Genomic DNA, 15,928 nt, shown 5'->3' on the forward strand with positions numbered 1-15,928 from the left:
CCGGACCGCGCGGCCGGCGCCTGCTTCCACCCGCTCGCCGTACGTGCTCAACTGCCACTCTCCTGGACGGTGTTGAGGACGCGCACGCCGCGGAAGAGCGCCGACGGGCAGCCGTGGCTGACCGGGGCGACCTGGCCGGGCTGCCCCTTGCCACAGTTGAACGCCCCGCCCAGCACGTACGTCTGCGGCCCGCCGACCGCCGCCATCGAGCGCCAGAAGTCGGTCGTCGTGGCCTGGTAGGCGACGTCGCGCAGCTGCCCGGTGAGCCTGCCGTTCTCGATCGAGTAGAACCGCTCGCCGGTGAATTGAAAATTGTAACGCTGCATGTCGATGGACCAGCTCTTGTCGCCCACCACGTAGATGCCCCGGTCGACGCCGGAGATCAGCTCCTCGGTGGTGGGGCCGTCGGGCGCCGGCCGCAGCGACACGTTGGCCATCCGCTGGATCGGGGTGTGGCCGGGGGAGTCGGCGAAGGCGCAGCCGTTGGAGGCGCCCAGGCCCTTCAGCAGTGCCATCCGCCGGTCGAGCTGGTAACCGACCAGGACGCCGTCGGAGACGATGTCGAACTCCCTGGTCGCCACCCCCTCGTCGTCGTAGCCGATCGTGGACAGGCCGTGCTCGACGGTGCGGTCACCGGTCACGTTCATCACCGGCGAGCCGTACACCAGCGTGCCGAGCTGGTCGAAGGTGGCGAAACTCGTCCCCGCGTACGCCGCCTCGTAGCCGAGGGCGCGGTCGAGCTCGGTGGCGTGCCCGACCGACTCGTGGATCGTCAGCCACAGGTTCGACGGGTCGATCACCAGGTCGTACGGCCCCGCCTCGACAGAGGGCGCCCGAAGCTTCTCCTCCAGCAGCTCGGGGATGCGCGCCAGCTCCTTGGGGAAGTCCCAGCCGGTGCCGGTGAGGTACTCGTACCCCCGGCCGACGGGCGGGGCGAGCGTCCGCATCGAGTCGAAGCGGCCGTCCAGCACCCTCGTCGCCTTCAGCTGGGGATGGACGCGCACCCGCTGCTGCGTGGTGGAGGTCCCGGCCGTGTCGGCGTAGAACTTCTGCTCCTTGACCTGCATCAGCGACGCCTGGACGTGGTCGACCCCGGGATCCCTCAGCAGGGCGCCCGACCAGTCGGCGAGCAGCGCAGCCTTGTCGCGCATCGGCACCTCGAACGGGTCGACCTCGTAGGAGGAGACCCAGGTGACGTCGGAGTGGACCGCCTCGGGCGCCAGCTCGACGGGCTCGCGGTTGACCGCCGCGGAGACGACCGCCACCTCCACCGCCTGCTCGGCGACCCTGACGGCCGCCTCGGGGGTGAGCTCGATGCCTCCGGCGAAGCCCCAGGTGCCGTTCTTGACGACCCGTACGGCGTAACCGAGGGTGTCGGCGTCGATGGAACCTTCCAGCGCGGCGTCGGACAGACGCAGGGTCTCCCCGCGGACGCGCTCCAGCCGGAAGTCGGCGTGCTCGGCGCCCAGGTCCCGGGCGCGCTGCAGGGCCGCGTCCGCCAGCCGGCGCAGAGGCAGGGCGAGGAAGTCGGAGTCGATCTGGCGCATGTCAACGATCCTAGCCCTGCGATCTTGTCCTTCCCGGACAAGAGGGTTACCCCCCGGTAGCCGATACCTTCTGACCATGGCTCGATCTGTTCTCGTAACCGGCGGCAATCGCGGCATCGGCCTCGCGATCGCCCGCGAACTCGCTCAGGCAGGCGACAACGTCGCCGTGACCTACCGTTCCGGCCAGCCTCCCGAGGGCCTGTTCGGCGTGCGCTGCGACGTGACCAGCACGGCCGACGTGGACGCCGCCTTCGCGAAGGTCGAGGCCGAGTACGGCCCGGTCGAGGTGCTCGTCGCCAACGCGGGCATCACCAGGGACACGCTGCTGCCGATGATGAAGGAGGAGACCTTCACCGACGTCATCGACGCCAACCTGACCGGCGCCTACCGGGTCGCCAAGCGCGCCACCCGCGGCATGCTGCGGCTCAAGCGCGGGCGCATCGTGCTGATCTCCTCGGTGGTCGCCATGCTCGGCTCGGCGGGGCAGAGCAACTACGCCGCCTCCAAGGCGGGCATGATCGGCTTCGCCCGGTCGGCCGCCAGGGAGCTTGGCTCGCGCAACATCACCGTCAACGTGGTCGCCCCCGGTTTCGTGGAGACCGACATGACGGCCGAGCTGGACGAGGCGTACCAGGAGCAGATCCGGAAGAACATCCCCCTGGGCCGTTACGCCGCCCCGGAGGAGATAGCGCGCGTGGTCAGGTTCCTGGCCGGCGAGGACGCCGCCTACATCACGGGGGCTGTCATCCCCGTTGACGGCGGCCTTGGAATGGGGCACTGACGTGGGAATTCTCGAAGGCAAGCGGCTTCTCGTCACCGGGGTGCTCACCGACGCCTCCATCGCCTTCTCGGTGGCCAAGCTGGCCCAGGAGGAGGGCGCGCAGATCGTGCTCACCGGATTCGGCCGGCTCAGCCTGGTCGAGCGGATCGCCAAGCGCCTGCCGGAGCCGCCCCCCGTGCTGGAGCTCGACGTCACCAACACCGAGCACCTCGACTCCCTGGCCGACCGGGTCGGTGAGCACCTCGGCGGCCTGGACGGGGTGGTGCACGCCATCGGCTTCGCGCCGCAGACCGCCCTGGGCGGCAACTTCCTGAACACCTCCTGGGAGGACGTGGCGACCGCCGTCCAGGTCTCCACGTACTCGTTCAAGTCGCTCGCGGTGGCCGCGCTCCCGCTCATGAAGGAGGGCGGCGCGATCGTCGGCCTCGACTTCGACGCCACGAAGGCCTGGCCGGTGTACGACTGGATGGGCGTGGCCAAGGCCGGCCTGGAGTCCTGTTCCCGCTACCTGGCCCGCGATCTCGGCAAGCAGGGCATCCGGGTCAACCTCGTCGCCGCGGGCCCGATCAGGACCATGGCCGCCAGGAGCATCCCCGGCTTCGTGGAGTTCGAGGAGAGCTGGCCCGCCAAGGCCCCGATCGGCTGGGACATCAACGACCCGATCCCGGCGGCCAAGGCGTGCGTGGCCCTGCTGTCCGACTGGTTCCCCGCCACGACCGGTGAGATCGTCCACGTCGACGGCGGCGTCCACGCCATCGGAGGCTGAGCGCTTTCCGGCTCGGCGGGCGGTGACCGGCCGGGGTGGTGTCGTCCCGGGGGGCGAAGTCGCGGGCGGGGGGTCCAGCGGGGTTCTCGGCGATCCGCTTCCGGCGGTGTCGTCTCAGAGTTTCAGCGGTGTCGTCTTCGGGTTTCAGCGGTGTCGTCTCCGGGGCGGGCGGCGAGGAGTCGCGGCCCGGCCGCGGAGTGACGACACCGTGGGGCGACGGCGTGAGCCGAGGAGCGTGGCCCGTCGTGGGGTGACGGTTCGACGAGCCGAGGAGCGTGGCCCGGGACGTCGCGGCCAGGGCCCTAGGCCACCCGCTGGTGTCCTGGTGGAACCGGATCGAACGGTATCGACTCCCTGATCTTCCGCCTGCTGTACAGCAGGCGGACCGCGAGGATGGCCGAGATGAGCACCGCCGTGGTGAGCACGGTGCTCGCGGTGTCGGACGACCGGCTGGGCGTCACCGGCCGTTCGCCCGGCATCTGCCGCTGGAGCTCCTGCATCACCGGGGCGGGCCACAGCAGCTCCACCCGGGGCGCCTCGGCGTCGACCACGGGCGACGGCTCGGGGGGCACCGGCTCGCCCACGTCGGTCGTGGGCGTCCTGGTGTCCGGGAGCGACACCTCCGGAAGCGGTCGGCCGGTCGGCACCGGAACCGGGCTCTTGCGCGCGGGAGCGGCACCCTCACGCCGCGAGGGGCTCGCCGAAGGGGTCGCCGACGGGCTGGGACTCGACGGGCTGGGGCTCGGCGGCGCCGTGGGCGAGGCCGCCTCCTCGGGCTCCTCGACGAGGGTGGTCACCGACGAGTCCGCGCACCCGGGGGAGGCCGCCGCGGCCCGGCAGGCGTCGTCGGTGCCCTGGGGCAGGGGCGTCTGCGTATCGCCGGAGGGCTCCCTTTCCCTCCCCTTCACGGCGGGTGGCCTCTTTCGCGACGGGTGCTCGGAAACCGAGGCGACCGGCGCCGGGGTCTCCGGCCGGCCGGGCGTCTCCTCGACGTCGGCGGACGTCTCGGCATCGTTCCCCGCGGAGTCTCCACCGGAGGGCAGCAGGGGGGCGGGGAAGGAAGGGGAGACGGCGTCCCCGAGGCCGTGCACGACGCCGTCCACACCGTTCTCAAGACCGTGCACGACCCGGCAGACCCCGCCGGTCACGGTGCCCAGCAGCCCTCCGTGATCGCAGTCGTCCATCCGCGGGACGGCGCTCGCCTGGGCGGCACCCGCGGGCACGACAGCGACCGCCGGGATCCCGCCCCCCAGCGCCAGCGCCAGAACGCCTGCCGCCATCGCAGTTCGCACTCGTCTCCTTCGCCCCGGGTCGGACATCGGCCATGGCATCTCACCGACATCCGGGTGCCCCCGCCACCTGTTTGACAGTTTTGTGGGGAGGCCCGCTTTTTCCACGGAAAGTTGCCATTCGGTATCGACTAGTGATACGCGAGACGAATTCTCGTTCGGTTTTCGCGGGTGGCGACCCGCACCGGAGCCTCCGCGCCGCGCCGTGCCTCTCCCCGTCCCTCCGTCCGCGCCTCCGCCTCTCCCCGCCCCTTGGTCCGCTAGTCCGCGGACACGTCGTCGAGCGCTTCCCTGATCTCCACGGGGAGCGTCAGGTCCTCGGCCTGGAGCACCCCGGACAGCTGCGCGTGGGTGCGGGCGCCGACGATGGCGGAGGACACCCCCGGCTGGTCGCGTACCCACGACAGGGCCACCGACAGCGGTGAGACGCCGAGCCCCTCGGCGGCGGTCGTCACCGACTCCACGACCCGGCGGCACCGCTCGTCGAGGTAGGGGGTGACGAAGTCGGCGAAGTGCGGGGTCGCGGCCCGGGAGTCCGCGGGGATGCCCGTGCGGTACTTCCCGGTGAGGACTCCACGACCGAGCGGCGACCAGGCGAGCACTCCCGCGCCGACGTGCTCGGCGGCGGGGATCAGCTCGCGCTCGGCCTCCCTGGCCAGGAGCGAGTACTCGACCTGGGCCGCGACGATCGGCACCCTGCCGGGGACCGCCCGCTGCCCCACGGCCGCGGTCGCCAGCTGCCAGCCCGCGTAGTCGCACACCCCGGCGTACGCGGCCCGCCCCGAGGACACGATGGCGTCCACGGCGGCCAGGGTCTCCTCCAGCGGGACGTCGGGATCGAAGGCGTGCAGCTGCCACAGGTCGACCTCGTTGACGCCCAGACGGGTCAGGGAGGCGTCGATCGCGGCGACCAGATGCTTCCTGGAGGCGTCGCGGGGCCTGCGCCCGGCCGGGGTGAGCACGGCCTTGGTGGACAGCACCAGCTCCGAACGCGGCACGGAGTCGCGCAGCAGCCGCCCGAGCAGCCGTTCGGCGTCGCCGCCCGTGTAGACGTCGGCGGTGTCGATGAGCGTGCCGCCGGCCTCGGCGAACATGCGGAGCTGCGCCGCGGCCTCCTCGGCGCCGGTGTCACGTCCCCACGTCATCGTCCCCAGTCCCAGGCGGGACACCGACAGGCCGCTGCGGCCCACATAGCGCTGCTCCATGATCCGGCCAGGTTACCGCCCGGCCACTTAAAAGTAGTGGAGCGAAGGCTGCAAGACTTGCCCGCGTGACGACCTTGTTGCTGGCCAGACACGGCCTTACCCACCTCACCGGTCCGGTCCTCGCGGGCTGGACCCCGGATGTCCACCTCAGTGACGCGGGACGGGCCCAGGCGGAGGCGCTCGCCGCGCGGCTGACCGCCCTGGAGCTGGACGCGATCGTCTCCAGCCCGCTGGAACGCTGCCAGGAGACCGCGCAGGCGGTCGCCGAGGGACGGCGGGAGGCGGAGGTGCTGACCGACGAGCGCTTCGGCGAGTGCCGCTACGGCGAGTGGACGGGCCGCCCGATCGCCGAGCTCGCCAAGGACCCCCTCTGGCCGGTCGTGCAGGCCCACCCGAGCGCGGTGACGTTCCCCGGGGGAGAATCCCTGTCCGCCGTCCAGCACCGCGCCGTGACGGCCGTCAGGGAGTGGAACGAGCGCCTCGGCCCGAAGGCGGTCTACCTCGTCTGCAGCCACGGAGATGTGATCAAGGCCATCGTGGCCGACGCCATGGGGCTCCACCTGGACCAGTTCCAGCGGATAACCGCTGATCCGGCGTCGCTCACCGCCATTCGCTACACCCCCTTGCGTCCCTTCGTGCTCAGGCTCAACGACCTGGGCGGAGATGTAACCGGATTGCGCCTTCAGGAGGGTTCGGACGGCGAGGAGGGGGGAGAAAATCCCACCGGGAGCGATGCCGCAGTCGGCGGCGGATCCGGAACCACGTAAGGTCGGGCTATGCCGGTCTTCGACTACGATCCACCCGAGAGGTTCGTGGCCGGTGCCGTGGGGCAACCGGGATCACGAACCTTCTTCCTGCAGGCGCGGGGCCAGGGCAGGCTGACCACCGTGGCGCTGGAGAAGTTCCAGGTCGCGGCGCTGGCCGATCGCCTCGACGAGCTGCTCGACGAGGTGTTGCGGCGCGGCGAGGGCAGCGTCCCCGTGCCGGCCGTCGCCCCGGCCGCGCTGACGGACAACGCCCCCCTCGACGTGCCGATCAGCGAGGACTTCCGCGTCGGCGTCATGGCCCTGGCCTGGGACTCCGAGGCCGCCCAGGTGATCATTGAGGCCAAGGAGGCCGTCGCCGAGGACGAGGAGTTCGAGCCGTCCCCGCTCGTCGAGCCCACGGTGCTGCGCGTCCACATCAGTCCGGGCGCCGCGCGGGCCTTCACCAAGCGGGCCATGGCGCTCGTCGCCGCCGGCCGCCCGCCCTGCCCGCTCTGCGCCCAGCCTCTCGATGCCGAGGGGCATATTTGTGTGCGGCTCAACGGTTACCGGGGTAGTAGCGCTTCATCTGCTGGAGGAGGCGAATGAGTGCTGAGAGCGAGCCGACGCTGAGTGCGGCGCCGGCCGCGGGGCTGGACGACGAGACCGCGACGCGTCTGCTCCGTGACGGCCAACTGGATGTGGCGGGCCGCCTGGTCGAGGCGACCAACATGACGCTCTACTGTTCGGTCCGGCTCGGCGGGCTCGCGGCGGCCTGCGTGTACAAGCCGGTACGGGGCGAACGCCCCCTCTGGGACTTCCCCGACGGCACCCTGGCCGCCCGCGAGGTCGCCGCCTACGAGGTCTCCGCGGCGATCGGCTGGCGGATCGTGCCACCCACCGTCTACCGCGACGGTCCCTTCGGCCCGGGAATGTGCCAGCTCTGGATCGACACCGACCCCGAGACCGACCTGATGGTGCTGATCCGCAGCCGTCAGCCCTCGCTGCGGCGGATGGCCGTCTTCGACGCCGTCGTCAACAACGCCGACCGCAAGGGCGGTCACCTGCTGCCGCTCGCCGACGGCCACGTCTACGGCGTCGACCACGGGGTCTCCTTCGCCGCCGAGGACAAGCTCCGCACCGTGCTCTGGCAGTGGCGCGGCAAGCCCCTGTCCCGCGAGGCCATGAACGTCCTGACCCGCCTTGAGGCCGACCTGGAGCAGGGCCGCCTCGGACGCCGCCTCCGAGAGCTCCTCACCCTCCACGAGGTCGAGGCCACCTGGTCGCGGGTCCGCAGGCTCCTCGACACCGGCCTGCACCCCCTGCCCTCCAAGGACTGGCCCGCCATCCCCTGGCCGCCGATCTGAGGCCCTCGCGCGGTGACGTCTCGCCGCGGGCGCCGGGCACCCCGCGGGGAGGCGGGACCGGTGACCCGGCGGCGCCCGTGACCTCGGCCACGGGGCCCGTGACCTCGACCGTAGCGGTGCCCATGATCTCGGACTCCCCCCGAGGCGGGGCCCCGGTCCGAGCCCGTCCGCCGTGAGGGCGTAGCCTCCGGGCATGTGCACGGTTGTCGTCAGCATCGATCCGAGCGCCGAGATCCCCCTGATCGTGGTCGGGGTGCGCGACGAGTTCACCGATCGCCCCTGGGTCTCCCCGGCCCGGCACTGGCCGGAGAGCCGGCCCGGCCTGATCGGCGGGCGTGATCTCCGGGGAGGCGGCACCTGGCTGGCCGTCGACCCCGAGGCCCGGCGGGTCGGAGCCCTCCTCAACGGGCTCGGCGTGCTCGCCCCGGAGGAGACCCGCCGCTCGCGGGGCGACCTGGCGCTCCTGGCGGCGGCCGGAGGCCGGCCGATGGAGGGTGATCTCGGTCACTACGACCCCTTCCACCTGCTGCGGGCCGATCCAGCCGGGGCCCGCCTGTGGCACTGGGACGGGATCACGCTGGAGCGGGACGACCTTCCCCCGGGAACCCACATGATCGTCAACAGCGGATGGGAGCGCGGTGAGGAGAACGAGCGCGTGGCGTTCTTCCGCCCCCTGTTCGCCAAGGCGGGCCGTCCCTCGGAGCTCGACGGCCCCTGGGAGGAGTGGCGGCAGCTCGCCACCGGGGCGGGGATTCCCTCCGATGACCCGCGCACGATGATCATCCATCACGATCTGCCCGACGGGCGGACCTTCGGTTCAGGGTCGGTCACCCTGCTGGCCCTGGCGCCCGGCGGCGTGCGCTACGACTTCACCGCCGATCCTCGCGATCCGGGCGCCTTCCGCGGGGTCCTCACGGAATGATCCGGTCAGTTTCCGGAGTTGAGGTGAGTGCCCATATGTCCACCACCCCGAGCCAACCGGGGTGGTCTAACTGCTGGATAGGCTGCATTTTATGAGATCGTGGTCTGAGCCGAAGGTTCCTCGGCTTCCCGGTGCCGGTGTCCCGCTGCGGTTGTTCGACACCGCCGCGCGAGAGGTCGGCCCCACAAAGCCGGGCCCCACGGCACGGATGTACGTCTGCGGCATCACGCCCTACGACGCCACCCATCTGGGCCACGCCAACACCTACCTCGCCTTCGACCTGGTCAACCGGGTCTGGCGCGACGCCGGTCACGAGGTGCACTTCACCCAGAACGCCACGGACGTCGACGACCCCCTGCTGGAGCGCGCGGGGCAGACCGGCATCGACTGGCGTGACCTGGCCGAGCGTGAGATCGAGCTGTTCCGGACCGACATGGAGGCGCTGCGCATCCTCCCGCCGCGCGACTACGTCGCCGTGACCGAGGTGATCGACCAGGTCGCCGACCTGGTCGCGTCGCTGCGTGACAAGGGCGCCACCTACGACCTCGACGGCGACGTCTACTTCGACGTGGCCGCGGCCCCCAAGTTCGGTGCCGTCTCCGGCTACTCGGAGGAGCGCATGCTCGCCCTGTTCGGCGAGCGCGGGGGAGATCCGGACCGGCCGGGCAAGAAGCACCCGCTCGACTGGCTGCTCTGGCGCGCGGAGCGTCCGGGGGAGCCGTCCTGGCCCTCGCCGTTCGGCCTGGGCAGGCCCGGCTGGCACATCGAGTGCACCGCGATCGCCCTGGCGAACCTGTCCAGTGGTTTCGACGTCGCCGGCGGCGGTTCCGACCTGATCTTCCCCCACCACGAGTGCGGCGCCCACGAGGGCCACGTGGCCTGTGGGGAGTGGCCCTTCGCCAGGGCGTACGTGCACGCGGGCATGGTCGCCCTGGACGGCGAGAAGATGTCCAAGTCGAAGGGCAACCTGGTCTTCGTCTCCCGCCTGCGCCGGGAGACCGACCCGATGGCCATCCGGCTGGCCCTGCTGGCGCACCACTACCGCTCCGACTGGGAGTGGACCTCCGAGCAGCCGGCCTCGGCGGAGGTGCGGCTGGCCCGCTGGCGCTCGGCCGCGGGGCTGCAGACCGGCCCCGACGCCGGTGTCGTGCTCGAGAGGGTACGCGCCCGGATGGCCGACGACCTGGACGCCCCCGGAGCCCTGGCGGTCGTCGACGACTGGGCCGAGCGGGCCCTGTCCGAGGGGGGCAGCGACCCGGACGCGCCGGTCCTCGTCAGGGAGACCGTGGACGCGCTGCTCGGGGTCGCGCTCTAGGTTTCAGGCGGTGCCGGATGGCGCGTCCGTGCCGAGCATCTCCGGCCGGGTGATGTCGCGCTCGGGGCTTTGGGCGGTGCCGGATGGCATCCATGCCGAACGTCTCCGTCTGACATCTCCGCCCGGGTGACGTCGCGCTCCGGGGTCCGAGACTCCGGGCGGCGCCGGCCCCGGGGTAGGTGCCGCCCGGCCCAGCCCAGCCGCCCGCCCCGCCCAGCCGCCCGGCGCCGTCCGGACGGCCCGGGGCCTGCCTGGTCCGGGACCGCTCAAAACCGTGCCCGGACGGCGCGGGGGAGACACCCGCGCCCGGGAAAGAACTGAGCCCGCACCGCTTGCGCGGTGCGGGCTCAGCCTAAGCCTTTGAGGTCAAGCCAGGTCAGATGACCTCGACCTTGTCGGCCTGGGGGCCCTTCTGGCCCTGCGTGGTGACGAAGCTGACACGCTGGTTCTCCTCCAGGCTGCGGTAGCCGCCGGAGTTGATAGCCGAGTAGTGCACGAAGACATCGGCGGTGCCGTCATCCGGTGCGATGAATCCGAAGCCCTTTTCGGCGTTGAACCACTTAACGGTGCCCTCAGACAAAACTACTTCTCCTCATTGGGAGCCTCACCGAACCACCAGGTCGGCGGCACGGGGCTGCGTTGCGGACCCTACCATGCACCCGCGGAGACCATCCGGAGAAACTGTGTAACGTCCGCTGTCGGCGGACTTCTCATAAGCACTTGAGATGATAAGGCTAAACTGAGAACTACGACTGCAACCATACGACCCTATCCGACGCTTCTGTGATGCGCAAGTCACGAAATCGAGTCGAGGAAGCGCTCCCGATCCTCCTCGGGGAGGTGGTCGACGAAGAGGGTGCCGTCGAGGTGGTCGGCCTCGTGCTGCAGGACGCGGGCGAGCATGCCCAGGGCGCGGACGGTGGCGGGTTTGCCGAACATGTCGCGACCACGGGCGGTGACCATGTAGGAGCGTTCCAGCGGCCACCAGCGGCCGGGCGCGGACAGGCAGGCCTCGTCGGCCACGATCTTCCGCTCGGACAGCTCCAGGCGCGGGTTGACCAGGTGGCCGGACTTGCCGTCCAGCTCGTAGACGACCACCCTGAGGGGGACGCCGATCTGCGGGGCGGCGAGTCCCGCGCGGCCCGCGCCGGCGCGCATCGTGGCCTGGAGCGACTTGACCAGGCCGCGCAGCGCGCGGTCGAAGGTGGTCACCGGCTCGGACACCGTGCGGAGCACGGGATCGGTGAACGGTCGGATGGGCTGGACAGCCACGCACACTCCCCGAAGCGAACGAACTGAATACCGAAGACGCTTCCCGTTGTCGCTCCGGCTCAACCGTTACCCCGTCGCCCTTTGCGTTTCCGGAATGTTGCGAGTGTGCGACCTGTGCATTGCGTATTTCCATGGTTAGTCACACGTAACCGGCGCACCATCACAGATAGTAAATGTGCGTAATGCCGTTCTCTTAGGTTTCGGGATCGTAGCCCCCGAAACCGCAGGAGGAACGATGGCCAAGCCCTGGATCAGCGACTGGCGGCCCGACGACCCCGACTTCTGGCAAGGACAGGGCAGGAAGGTGGCCCGCAGGAACCTGGTCTTCTCCATCTTCGCCGAGCACCTCGGATTCACGCTGTGGACCGTGTGGAGCATCGTGGCCGTGCAACTCGGCTCCTACGAGTTCTCCACCGACCAGCTCTTCTGGATGGTCGCCCTGCCCAACCTGGTCGGCTCGGCGCTGCGCATCCCGTACACCTTCGCCCCGGCCAGGTTCGGCGGCCGGAACTTCACCGTGGTCAGTGCCCTGCTGCTGCTCGTGCCCGCGGTGCTGCTGGCCATCGCGGTCGGTGATCCCGGCACCCCCTACTGGGTGTTCCTGGTCATCGCGGCCACGGCGGGTCTGGGCGGCGGCAACTTCGCCTCCAGCATGGCCAACATCACCTACTTCTACCCCCAGGACAGGCAGGGGTCGGCGCTCGGGCTCAACGCCGCGGGCGGCAACATCGGGGTCAGCTCGGTGCAGCTCGTCATGCCCCTGGTGATCGGGGCGTTCGGCCTGGCCGCCGCGGGACTGTTCTGGATCCCGTTCATCCTGGCCGCGGCGATCGGCGCCTACTTCTTCATGGACAACCTGACCTCCGCCAAGGCCAGTCCCGCGGACCAGCTGAAGGTCGCCGGCCGGGCCCAGACCTGGATCATGTCGGTCCTGTACATCGGCACCTTCGGCTCCTTCATCGGCTACTCCACGGCGTTCCCGCTGCTCATCAAGAGCCAGTTCCCCGAGCAGGCCTCCCTGGTGGGGCTGGCCTTCATCGGCCCGCTGCTCGGCTCGCTGATCCGCCCGATCGGGGGCTGGCTGTCGGACCGGCTCGGCGGGGCGCGGGTGACGCTCGTCAACTTCGCCGCGATGGCGGGCGCGGCGGCGCTGGTCTGGCAGGGTCTGTCCCAGCACGCTTTCGCGCTGTTCTTCTGCGCCTACATGCTCCTGGTCGCCACCACCGGCATCGGCAACGGCTCGACCTACCGGATGATCCCGGCGATCTTCCGGGCCAAGGCCGTGGCGGGCGTCGCCCCGGGTACGCAGGCCCACGAGGCCGCCGCGGCCATCGGGAAGCGGGACGCCTCCGCCGCGATCGGGATCATCTCCGCGATCGGCGCCTTCGGTGGATTCTTCATCAACCGTGGATTCGGCAGCTCCATCGCCGCGACCGGGGGAGCGGGCGCCGCGCTGGCCTCCTTCGCCGCCTTCTACCTGGTGTGCGCGGTCATCACCTGGGGCTGCTACCTGCGTACCGCGGGATCCGTGCCGAGTCTGGCGGCGGCCCGCGTGTGACCGCCGGCGCGCCAGGTACCCGTTCTGCTCACATCCGGCACCGGCCCGGCCGATGGACAACTCACATCGGCCTCATCGCGAATGTGAACGCGGTTAGCGGCTTGTAGCACATCGGTAACAGAGGAGACCTCGCGGTGAAACCGCCTGAAAGCACCATCGGATCCATGCCGGTCTCACTTCACCCCCAGACGCCTGTGAAGGCTGGGACGGCGACGCGCCATCCGCACCGCGCTCCGCGGCACGGCGTGAACGCCGCGACGGGCGAGACCATCACCATCACGTCGCGTCACGGCGGCCCCGCCGCGCGGGAGACGGCCGGCGTCGTGCCGCCCACCGCCCGGTGGGCCGGGAGGAGCGGCACCACGACCGATCCAGGGTGGGCGCCGCTCCGCCGCCGAGCGGTCGCTCCGCCGTCAGGGGGGCGGAGCGGCCCCGAGACCCTCAGGAGACCCGCCGAGCGGTCGCGTGGGACGGGGAGGACGCCGGATTCCGGCGGCAGGGCGCGCGAGGACGTCGCCGACCGGCTCGGCGACCGGGAAGGGGGCCCGGCGTGAGCGCCGAGGGACCGGCCGCGCGCCGGACGGGCGGCGAGGCCGGGGCGGACGTGGACCGGGTGAACGGAGCGCCCCGCGAGGGGCGGGCGGACGACAGCGGAGCGGACGGGAAAAGGAGCGCGACCATGTCACGGCTCGTCGTGGTGGGACACGGACCGACATCGCACCGGCTGGTCGAGGCGCTGGTCGCGAAGGGCTTCGCGGGCGGCATCACGGTGCTGGGGGAGGAGCCCCGGCCGGCGTACGACCGGGTGGCGCTCACCTCCTACCTGGCGGGCAGGAGCATCGAGGACCTCACCTATCCGACGCCGGACGGGGTCGTGCTGCGGCTGTCGTCCAGGGTCGTGAGCATCGACAGGCGGGCGCGTGAGGTCACCACCGCGGACGGCCACCGCGAGCCGTACGACGTGCTGGTGCTGGCCACCGGCTCCAGCCCGTTCGTGCCGCCGGTGCCCGGCAGGGAGCTGGACGGCTGCTTCGTCTACCGCACGATCGACGACCTCGACGCGATCAGGGAGGCCGCCTCGGGCGCCACGAGCGGCGTCGTGATCGGCGGCGGCCTGCTGGGCCTGGAGGCCGCCGACGCGCTGCGCGGCCTGGGCCTGGCGACGCACGTGGTGGAGATGGGCGGCTGGCTCATGCCCCGGCAGGTCGACGAGGGCGGCGGCGCCGTCCTGCGCGGCCACGTGGAGGCGCTCGGCCTGAGCGTGCACACCCAGGCGGGGGCCAAGGAGATCGTCGCGGGCCCGGACGGGCGGGTCGCGGGCCTGGTCAAGCCGGACGGCGAGACCGTCGAGGCGCAGATCGTGGTCTTCTCCGCGGGCGTCAGGCCCCGCGACGAGCTGGCCAGGCAGGCGGGCCTGGAGGTCGGCGGGCGCGGCGGGATCGCCGTGGACGACGGGATGCGCACCGGTGATCCGGCGATCTACGCGGTCGGCGAGTGCGCCCTGCACGAGGGCGTGGTCTACGGGCTGGCCGGGCCGTGCTTCACGATGGCAGAGGTCGCCGCCGACCGCATCCTCGGCGGCGAGGCGGTCTTCACCCGCGCGGACCTGTCGACCAAGCTCAAGCTGCTCGGCGTGGAGGTCGCCCAGTTCGGCGCGATGGAGGGCGCGCTGGACGTGACCTTCATGGACCCGGTGGGCGGGGTCTACCAGAAGCTGTTCGTCAGCGACGACGCCCGCACCCTGCTCGGCGGGATCTGCGTCGGCGACGCCACCCCGTACAACACCCTCAAGCCCTTCGTCGGCCGCGACCTGCCGGGCTCGCCGAGCGAGCTGCTGTTCACCGGCGGCCCGGCGAACATGGAGGTCCCCGACGACGCGCAGATCTGCTCCTGCAACAACGTCACCAAGGGGCAGGTGTGCGAGGCCATCGCCGAGCACGGCCTCACCGACGTCCCCGGCATCAAGGCGTGCACCCGTGCGGGCACCACCTGCGGCAGCTGCGTCCCGACGCTCAAGCGGATTCTTGTCTCCTCGGGCGTCGAGGTCTCCAAGGCCCTGTGCGAGCACTTCGCGTACAGCAGGGCGGAGCTGTTCGACATCGTCCGGGTGCGCGGCATCACGACGTTCTCGTACCTCATCGCCGAGCACGGCACCGGGCGCGGCTGCGACGTGTGCAAGCCCGTCGTCGCCTCGATCCTCGCCTCGCTCGGCAACGGCCACATCCTCGACGGCGAGCAGGCCGCCCTGCAGGACACCAACGACCACTTCCTGGCCAACATCCAGCGCAACGGCACCTACTCGGTGGTGCCGCGCGTCCCCGGCGGGGAGATCACCCCGGACGGCCTCATCGTGATCGGCGAGGTGGCCCGCGACTTCGGCCTCTACACCAAGATCACCGGCGGGCAGCGGATCGACCTGTTCGGGGCCCGCGTGGAGCAGCTCCCGCTGATCTGGAAGCGCCTGGTGGACGCGGGCTTCGAGTCCGGGCACGCGTACGGCAAGGCGCTGCGCACGGTGAAGTCCTGCGTGGGCTCGACCTGGTGCCGGTACGGGGTGCAGGACGCCGTCGGCCTGGCCATCGCGCTGGAGCTGCGCTACCGGGGCCTGCGCTCGCCGCACAAGCTGAAGTCGGCCGTCTCCGGCTGCGCCCGCGAGTGCGCCGAGGCCCGCGGCAAGGACTTCGGCGTCATCGCCACCGAGAAGGGCTGGAACCTCTACGTGGGCGGCAACGGCGGCTTCACCCCGCGCCACGCCGACCTGTTCGCCGGCGACCTGAGCACCGAGGAGCTGGTCCGCGTCATCGACCGGTTCCTGATGTTCTACGTCCGCACCGCCGACCGCCTGCAGCGCACCTCCGCCTGGCTGGAGGCCCAGGGCCTGGCCTACGTCAAGGAGGTCGTCCTGGACGACTCCCTGGGGATCTGCGCCGACCTGGAGGCCCAGATGGAGCGGCACGTGGCCGGGTACGCCGACGAGTGGCGTGCCGCGATCGAGGACCCGGAGAAGCTCCGGCGGTTCGTCTCCTTCGTCAACGCCCCCGGGACCCCGGACCCGTCGATCGCCTTCGAGACCGAGCGCGACCAGGTGAAACCGGTCCTGATCCCGCTGGAGGTCGTCCGTTCCTGAGTCGTCCTGATCCGTCCTGATCCGTGTCCCGCCCCG

The 15,928-nt window shown here is 71.3% G+C and carries 14 protein-coding genes; 9 read left to right on the forward strand and 5 right to left on the reverse strand.

What is annotated here, in order from left to right; translation table 11 throughout:
* Positions 1 to 47: 47 nt before the first annotated feature.
* Positions 48 to 1,547, reverse strand: coding sequence for a TldD/PmbA family protein (locus tag OG587_RS24740; protein ID WP_329079234.1), 1,500 nt, complete (start codon positions 1,545 to 1,547; stop codon positions 48 to 50).
* 76 nt (positions 1,548 to 1,623) lie between these two features.
* On the opposite strand from OG587_RS24740, the gene OG587_RS24745 reads away from it, so the two are divergent.
* Positions 1,624 to 2,328 (forward strand): beta-ketoacyl-ACP reductase, encoded by a 705-nt coding sequence (locus OG587_RS24745; RefSeq protein WP_329079236.1) that lies wholly within the window; start codon positions 1,624 to 1,626, stop codon positions 2,326 to 2,328.
* Between the two features lies 1 nt (position 2,329).
* Positions 2,330 to 3,094, forward strand: coding sequence for an enoyl-ACP reductase FabI (gene fabI / locus OG587_RS24750; RefSeq protein WP_329079237.1), 765 nt, complete (start codon positions 2,330 to 2,332; stop codon positions 3,092 to 3,094).
* Between the two features lie 302 nt (positions 3,095 to 3,396).
* On the opposite strand, the gene OG587_RS24755 is transcribed toward fabI, so the two are convergent.
* Together OG587_RS24755 and OG587_RS24760 are read right to left on the reverse strand one after the other, a co-directional pair.
* A complete protein-coding gene (locus OG587_RS24755) occupies positions 3,397 to 4,386 on the reverse strand; it encodes a hypothetical protein (RefSeq protein WP_329079239.1) in 990 nt (329 codons plus the stop codon).
* Positions 4,387 to 4,643: 257 nt separating this feature from the next.
* The gene (locus OG587_RS24760) at positions 4,644 to 5,588 is read right to left on the reverse strand and encodes an aldo/keto reductase (RefSeq protein ID WP_329079240.1); all 945 of its coding nucleotides are present in this window, start codon (positions 5,586 to 5,588) and stop codon (positions 4,644 to 4,646) included.
* Between the two features lie 65 nt (positions 5,589 to 5,653).
* Here OG587_RS24760 and OG587_RS24765 point away from each other — a divergent pair, with 65 nt between their 5' ends.
* The 5 genes from OG587_RS24765 (at position 5,654) to mshC (ending at position 9,935) form a co-directional block, all read left to right on the forward strand.
* A complete protein-coding gene (locus OG587_RS24765; RefSeq protein ID WP_329079242.1) occupies positions 5,654 to 6,355 on the forward strand; it encodes a histidine phosphatase family protein in 702 nt (233 codons plus the stop codon).
* A gap of 9 nt (positions 6,356 to 6,364) precedes the next feature.
* Positions 6,365 to 6,940 (forward strand): DUF3090 domain-containing protein, encoded by a 576-nt coding sequence (locus OG587_RS24770; protein WP_329079244.1) that lies wholly within the window; start codon positions 6,365 to 6,367, stop codon positions 6,938 to 6,940.
* Positions 6,937 to 7,698, forward strand: coding sequence for an SCO1664 family protein (locus OG587_RS24775; protein WP_329079246.1), 762 nt, complete (start codon positions 6,937 to 6,939; stop codon positions 7,696 to 7,698). Before OG587_RS24770 ends, OG587_RS24775 begins: the two co-directional genes overlap by 4 nt.
* 193 nt (positions 7,699 to 7,891) lie before the next feature.
* Entirely contained in the window at positions 7,892 to 8,620 is a 729-nt protein-coding gene (locus OG587_RS24780; protein WP_329079248.1) for an NRDE family protein, read from the forward strand.
* A gap of 91 nt (positions 8,621 to 8,711) precedes the next feature.
* Complete coding sequence (gene mshC, locus OG587_RS24785) at positions 8,712 to 9,935, forward strand: cysteine--1-D-myo-inosityl 2-amino-2-deoxy-alpha-D-glucopyranoside ligase (protein WP_329079250.1); 1,224 nt, start codon at positions 8,712 to 8,714, stop codon at positions 9,933 to 9,935.
* 376 nt (positions 9,936 to 10,311) lie between these two features.
* Here mshC and OG587_RS24790 read toward each other — a convergent pair whose 3' ends face one another.
* Together OG587_RS24790 and def are read right to left on the reverse strand one after the other, a co-directional pair.
* Complete coding sequence (locus OG587_RS24790) at positions 10,312 to 10,515, reverse strand: cold-shock protein (protein ID WP_329079252.1); 204 nt, start codon at positions 10,513 to 10,515, stop codon at positions 10,312 to 10,314.
* A 215-nt stretch (positions 10,516 to 10,730) separates the two neighbouring features.
* Positions 10,731 to 11,207 carry a peptide deformylase gene (gene def, locus OG587_RS24795; protein WP_329079254.1) on the reverse strand — a complete coding sequence of 159 codons (477 nt, stop codon included), beginning with the start codon at positions 11,205 to 11,207 and terminating at the stop codon, positions 10,731 to 10,733.
* A 235-nt stretch (positions 11,208 to 11,442) separates the two neighbouring features.
* On the opposite strand from def, the gene OG587_RS24800 reads away from it, so the two are divergent.
* Positions 11,443 to 12,765 (forward strand): MFS transporter, encoded by a 1,323-nt coding sequence (locus OG587_RS24800; protein WP_329079256.1) that lies wholly within the window; start codon positions 11,443 to 11,445, stop codon positions 12,763 to 12,765.
* Between the two features lie 679 nt (positions 12,766 to 13,444).
* The gene (nirB, locus tag OG587_RS24805; RefSeq protein WP_329094002.1) at positions 13,445 to 15,892 is read left to right on the forward strand and encodes a nitrite reductase large subunit NirB; all 2,448 of its coding nucleotides are present in this window, start codon (positions 13,445 to 13,447) and stop codon (positions 15,890 to 15,892) included.
* Positions 15,893 to 15,928 lie beyond the last annotated feature (36 nt).

The sequence above is a fragment of the Streptosporangium sp. NBC_01469 genome (genome assembly GCF_036227305.1).
Taxonomy (GTDB): Bacteria; Actinomycetota; Actinomycetes; order Streptosporangiales; family Streptosporangiaceae; genus Streptosporangium.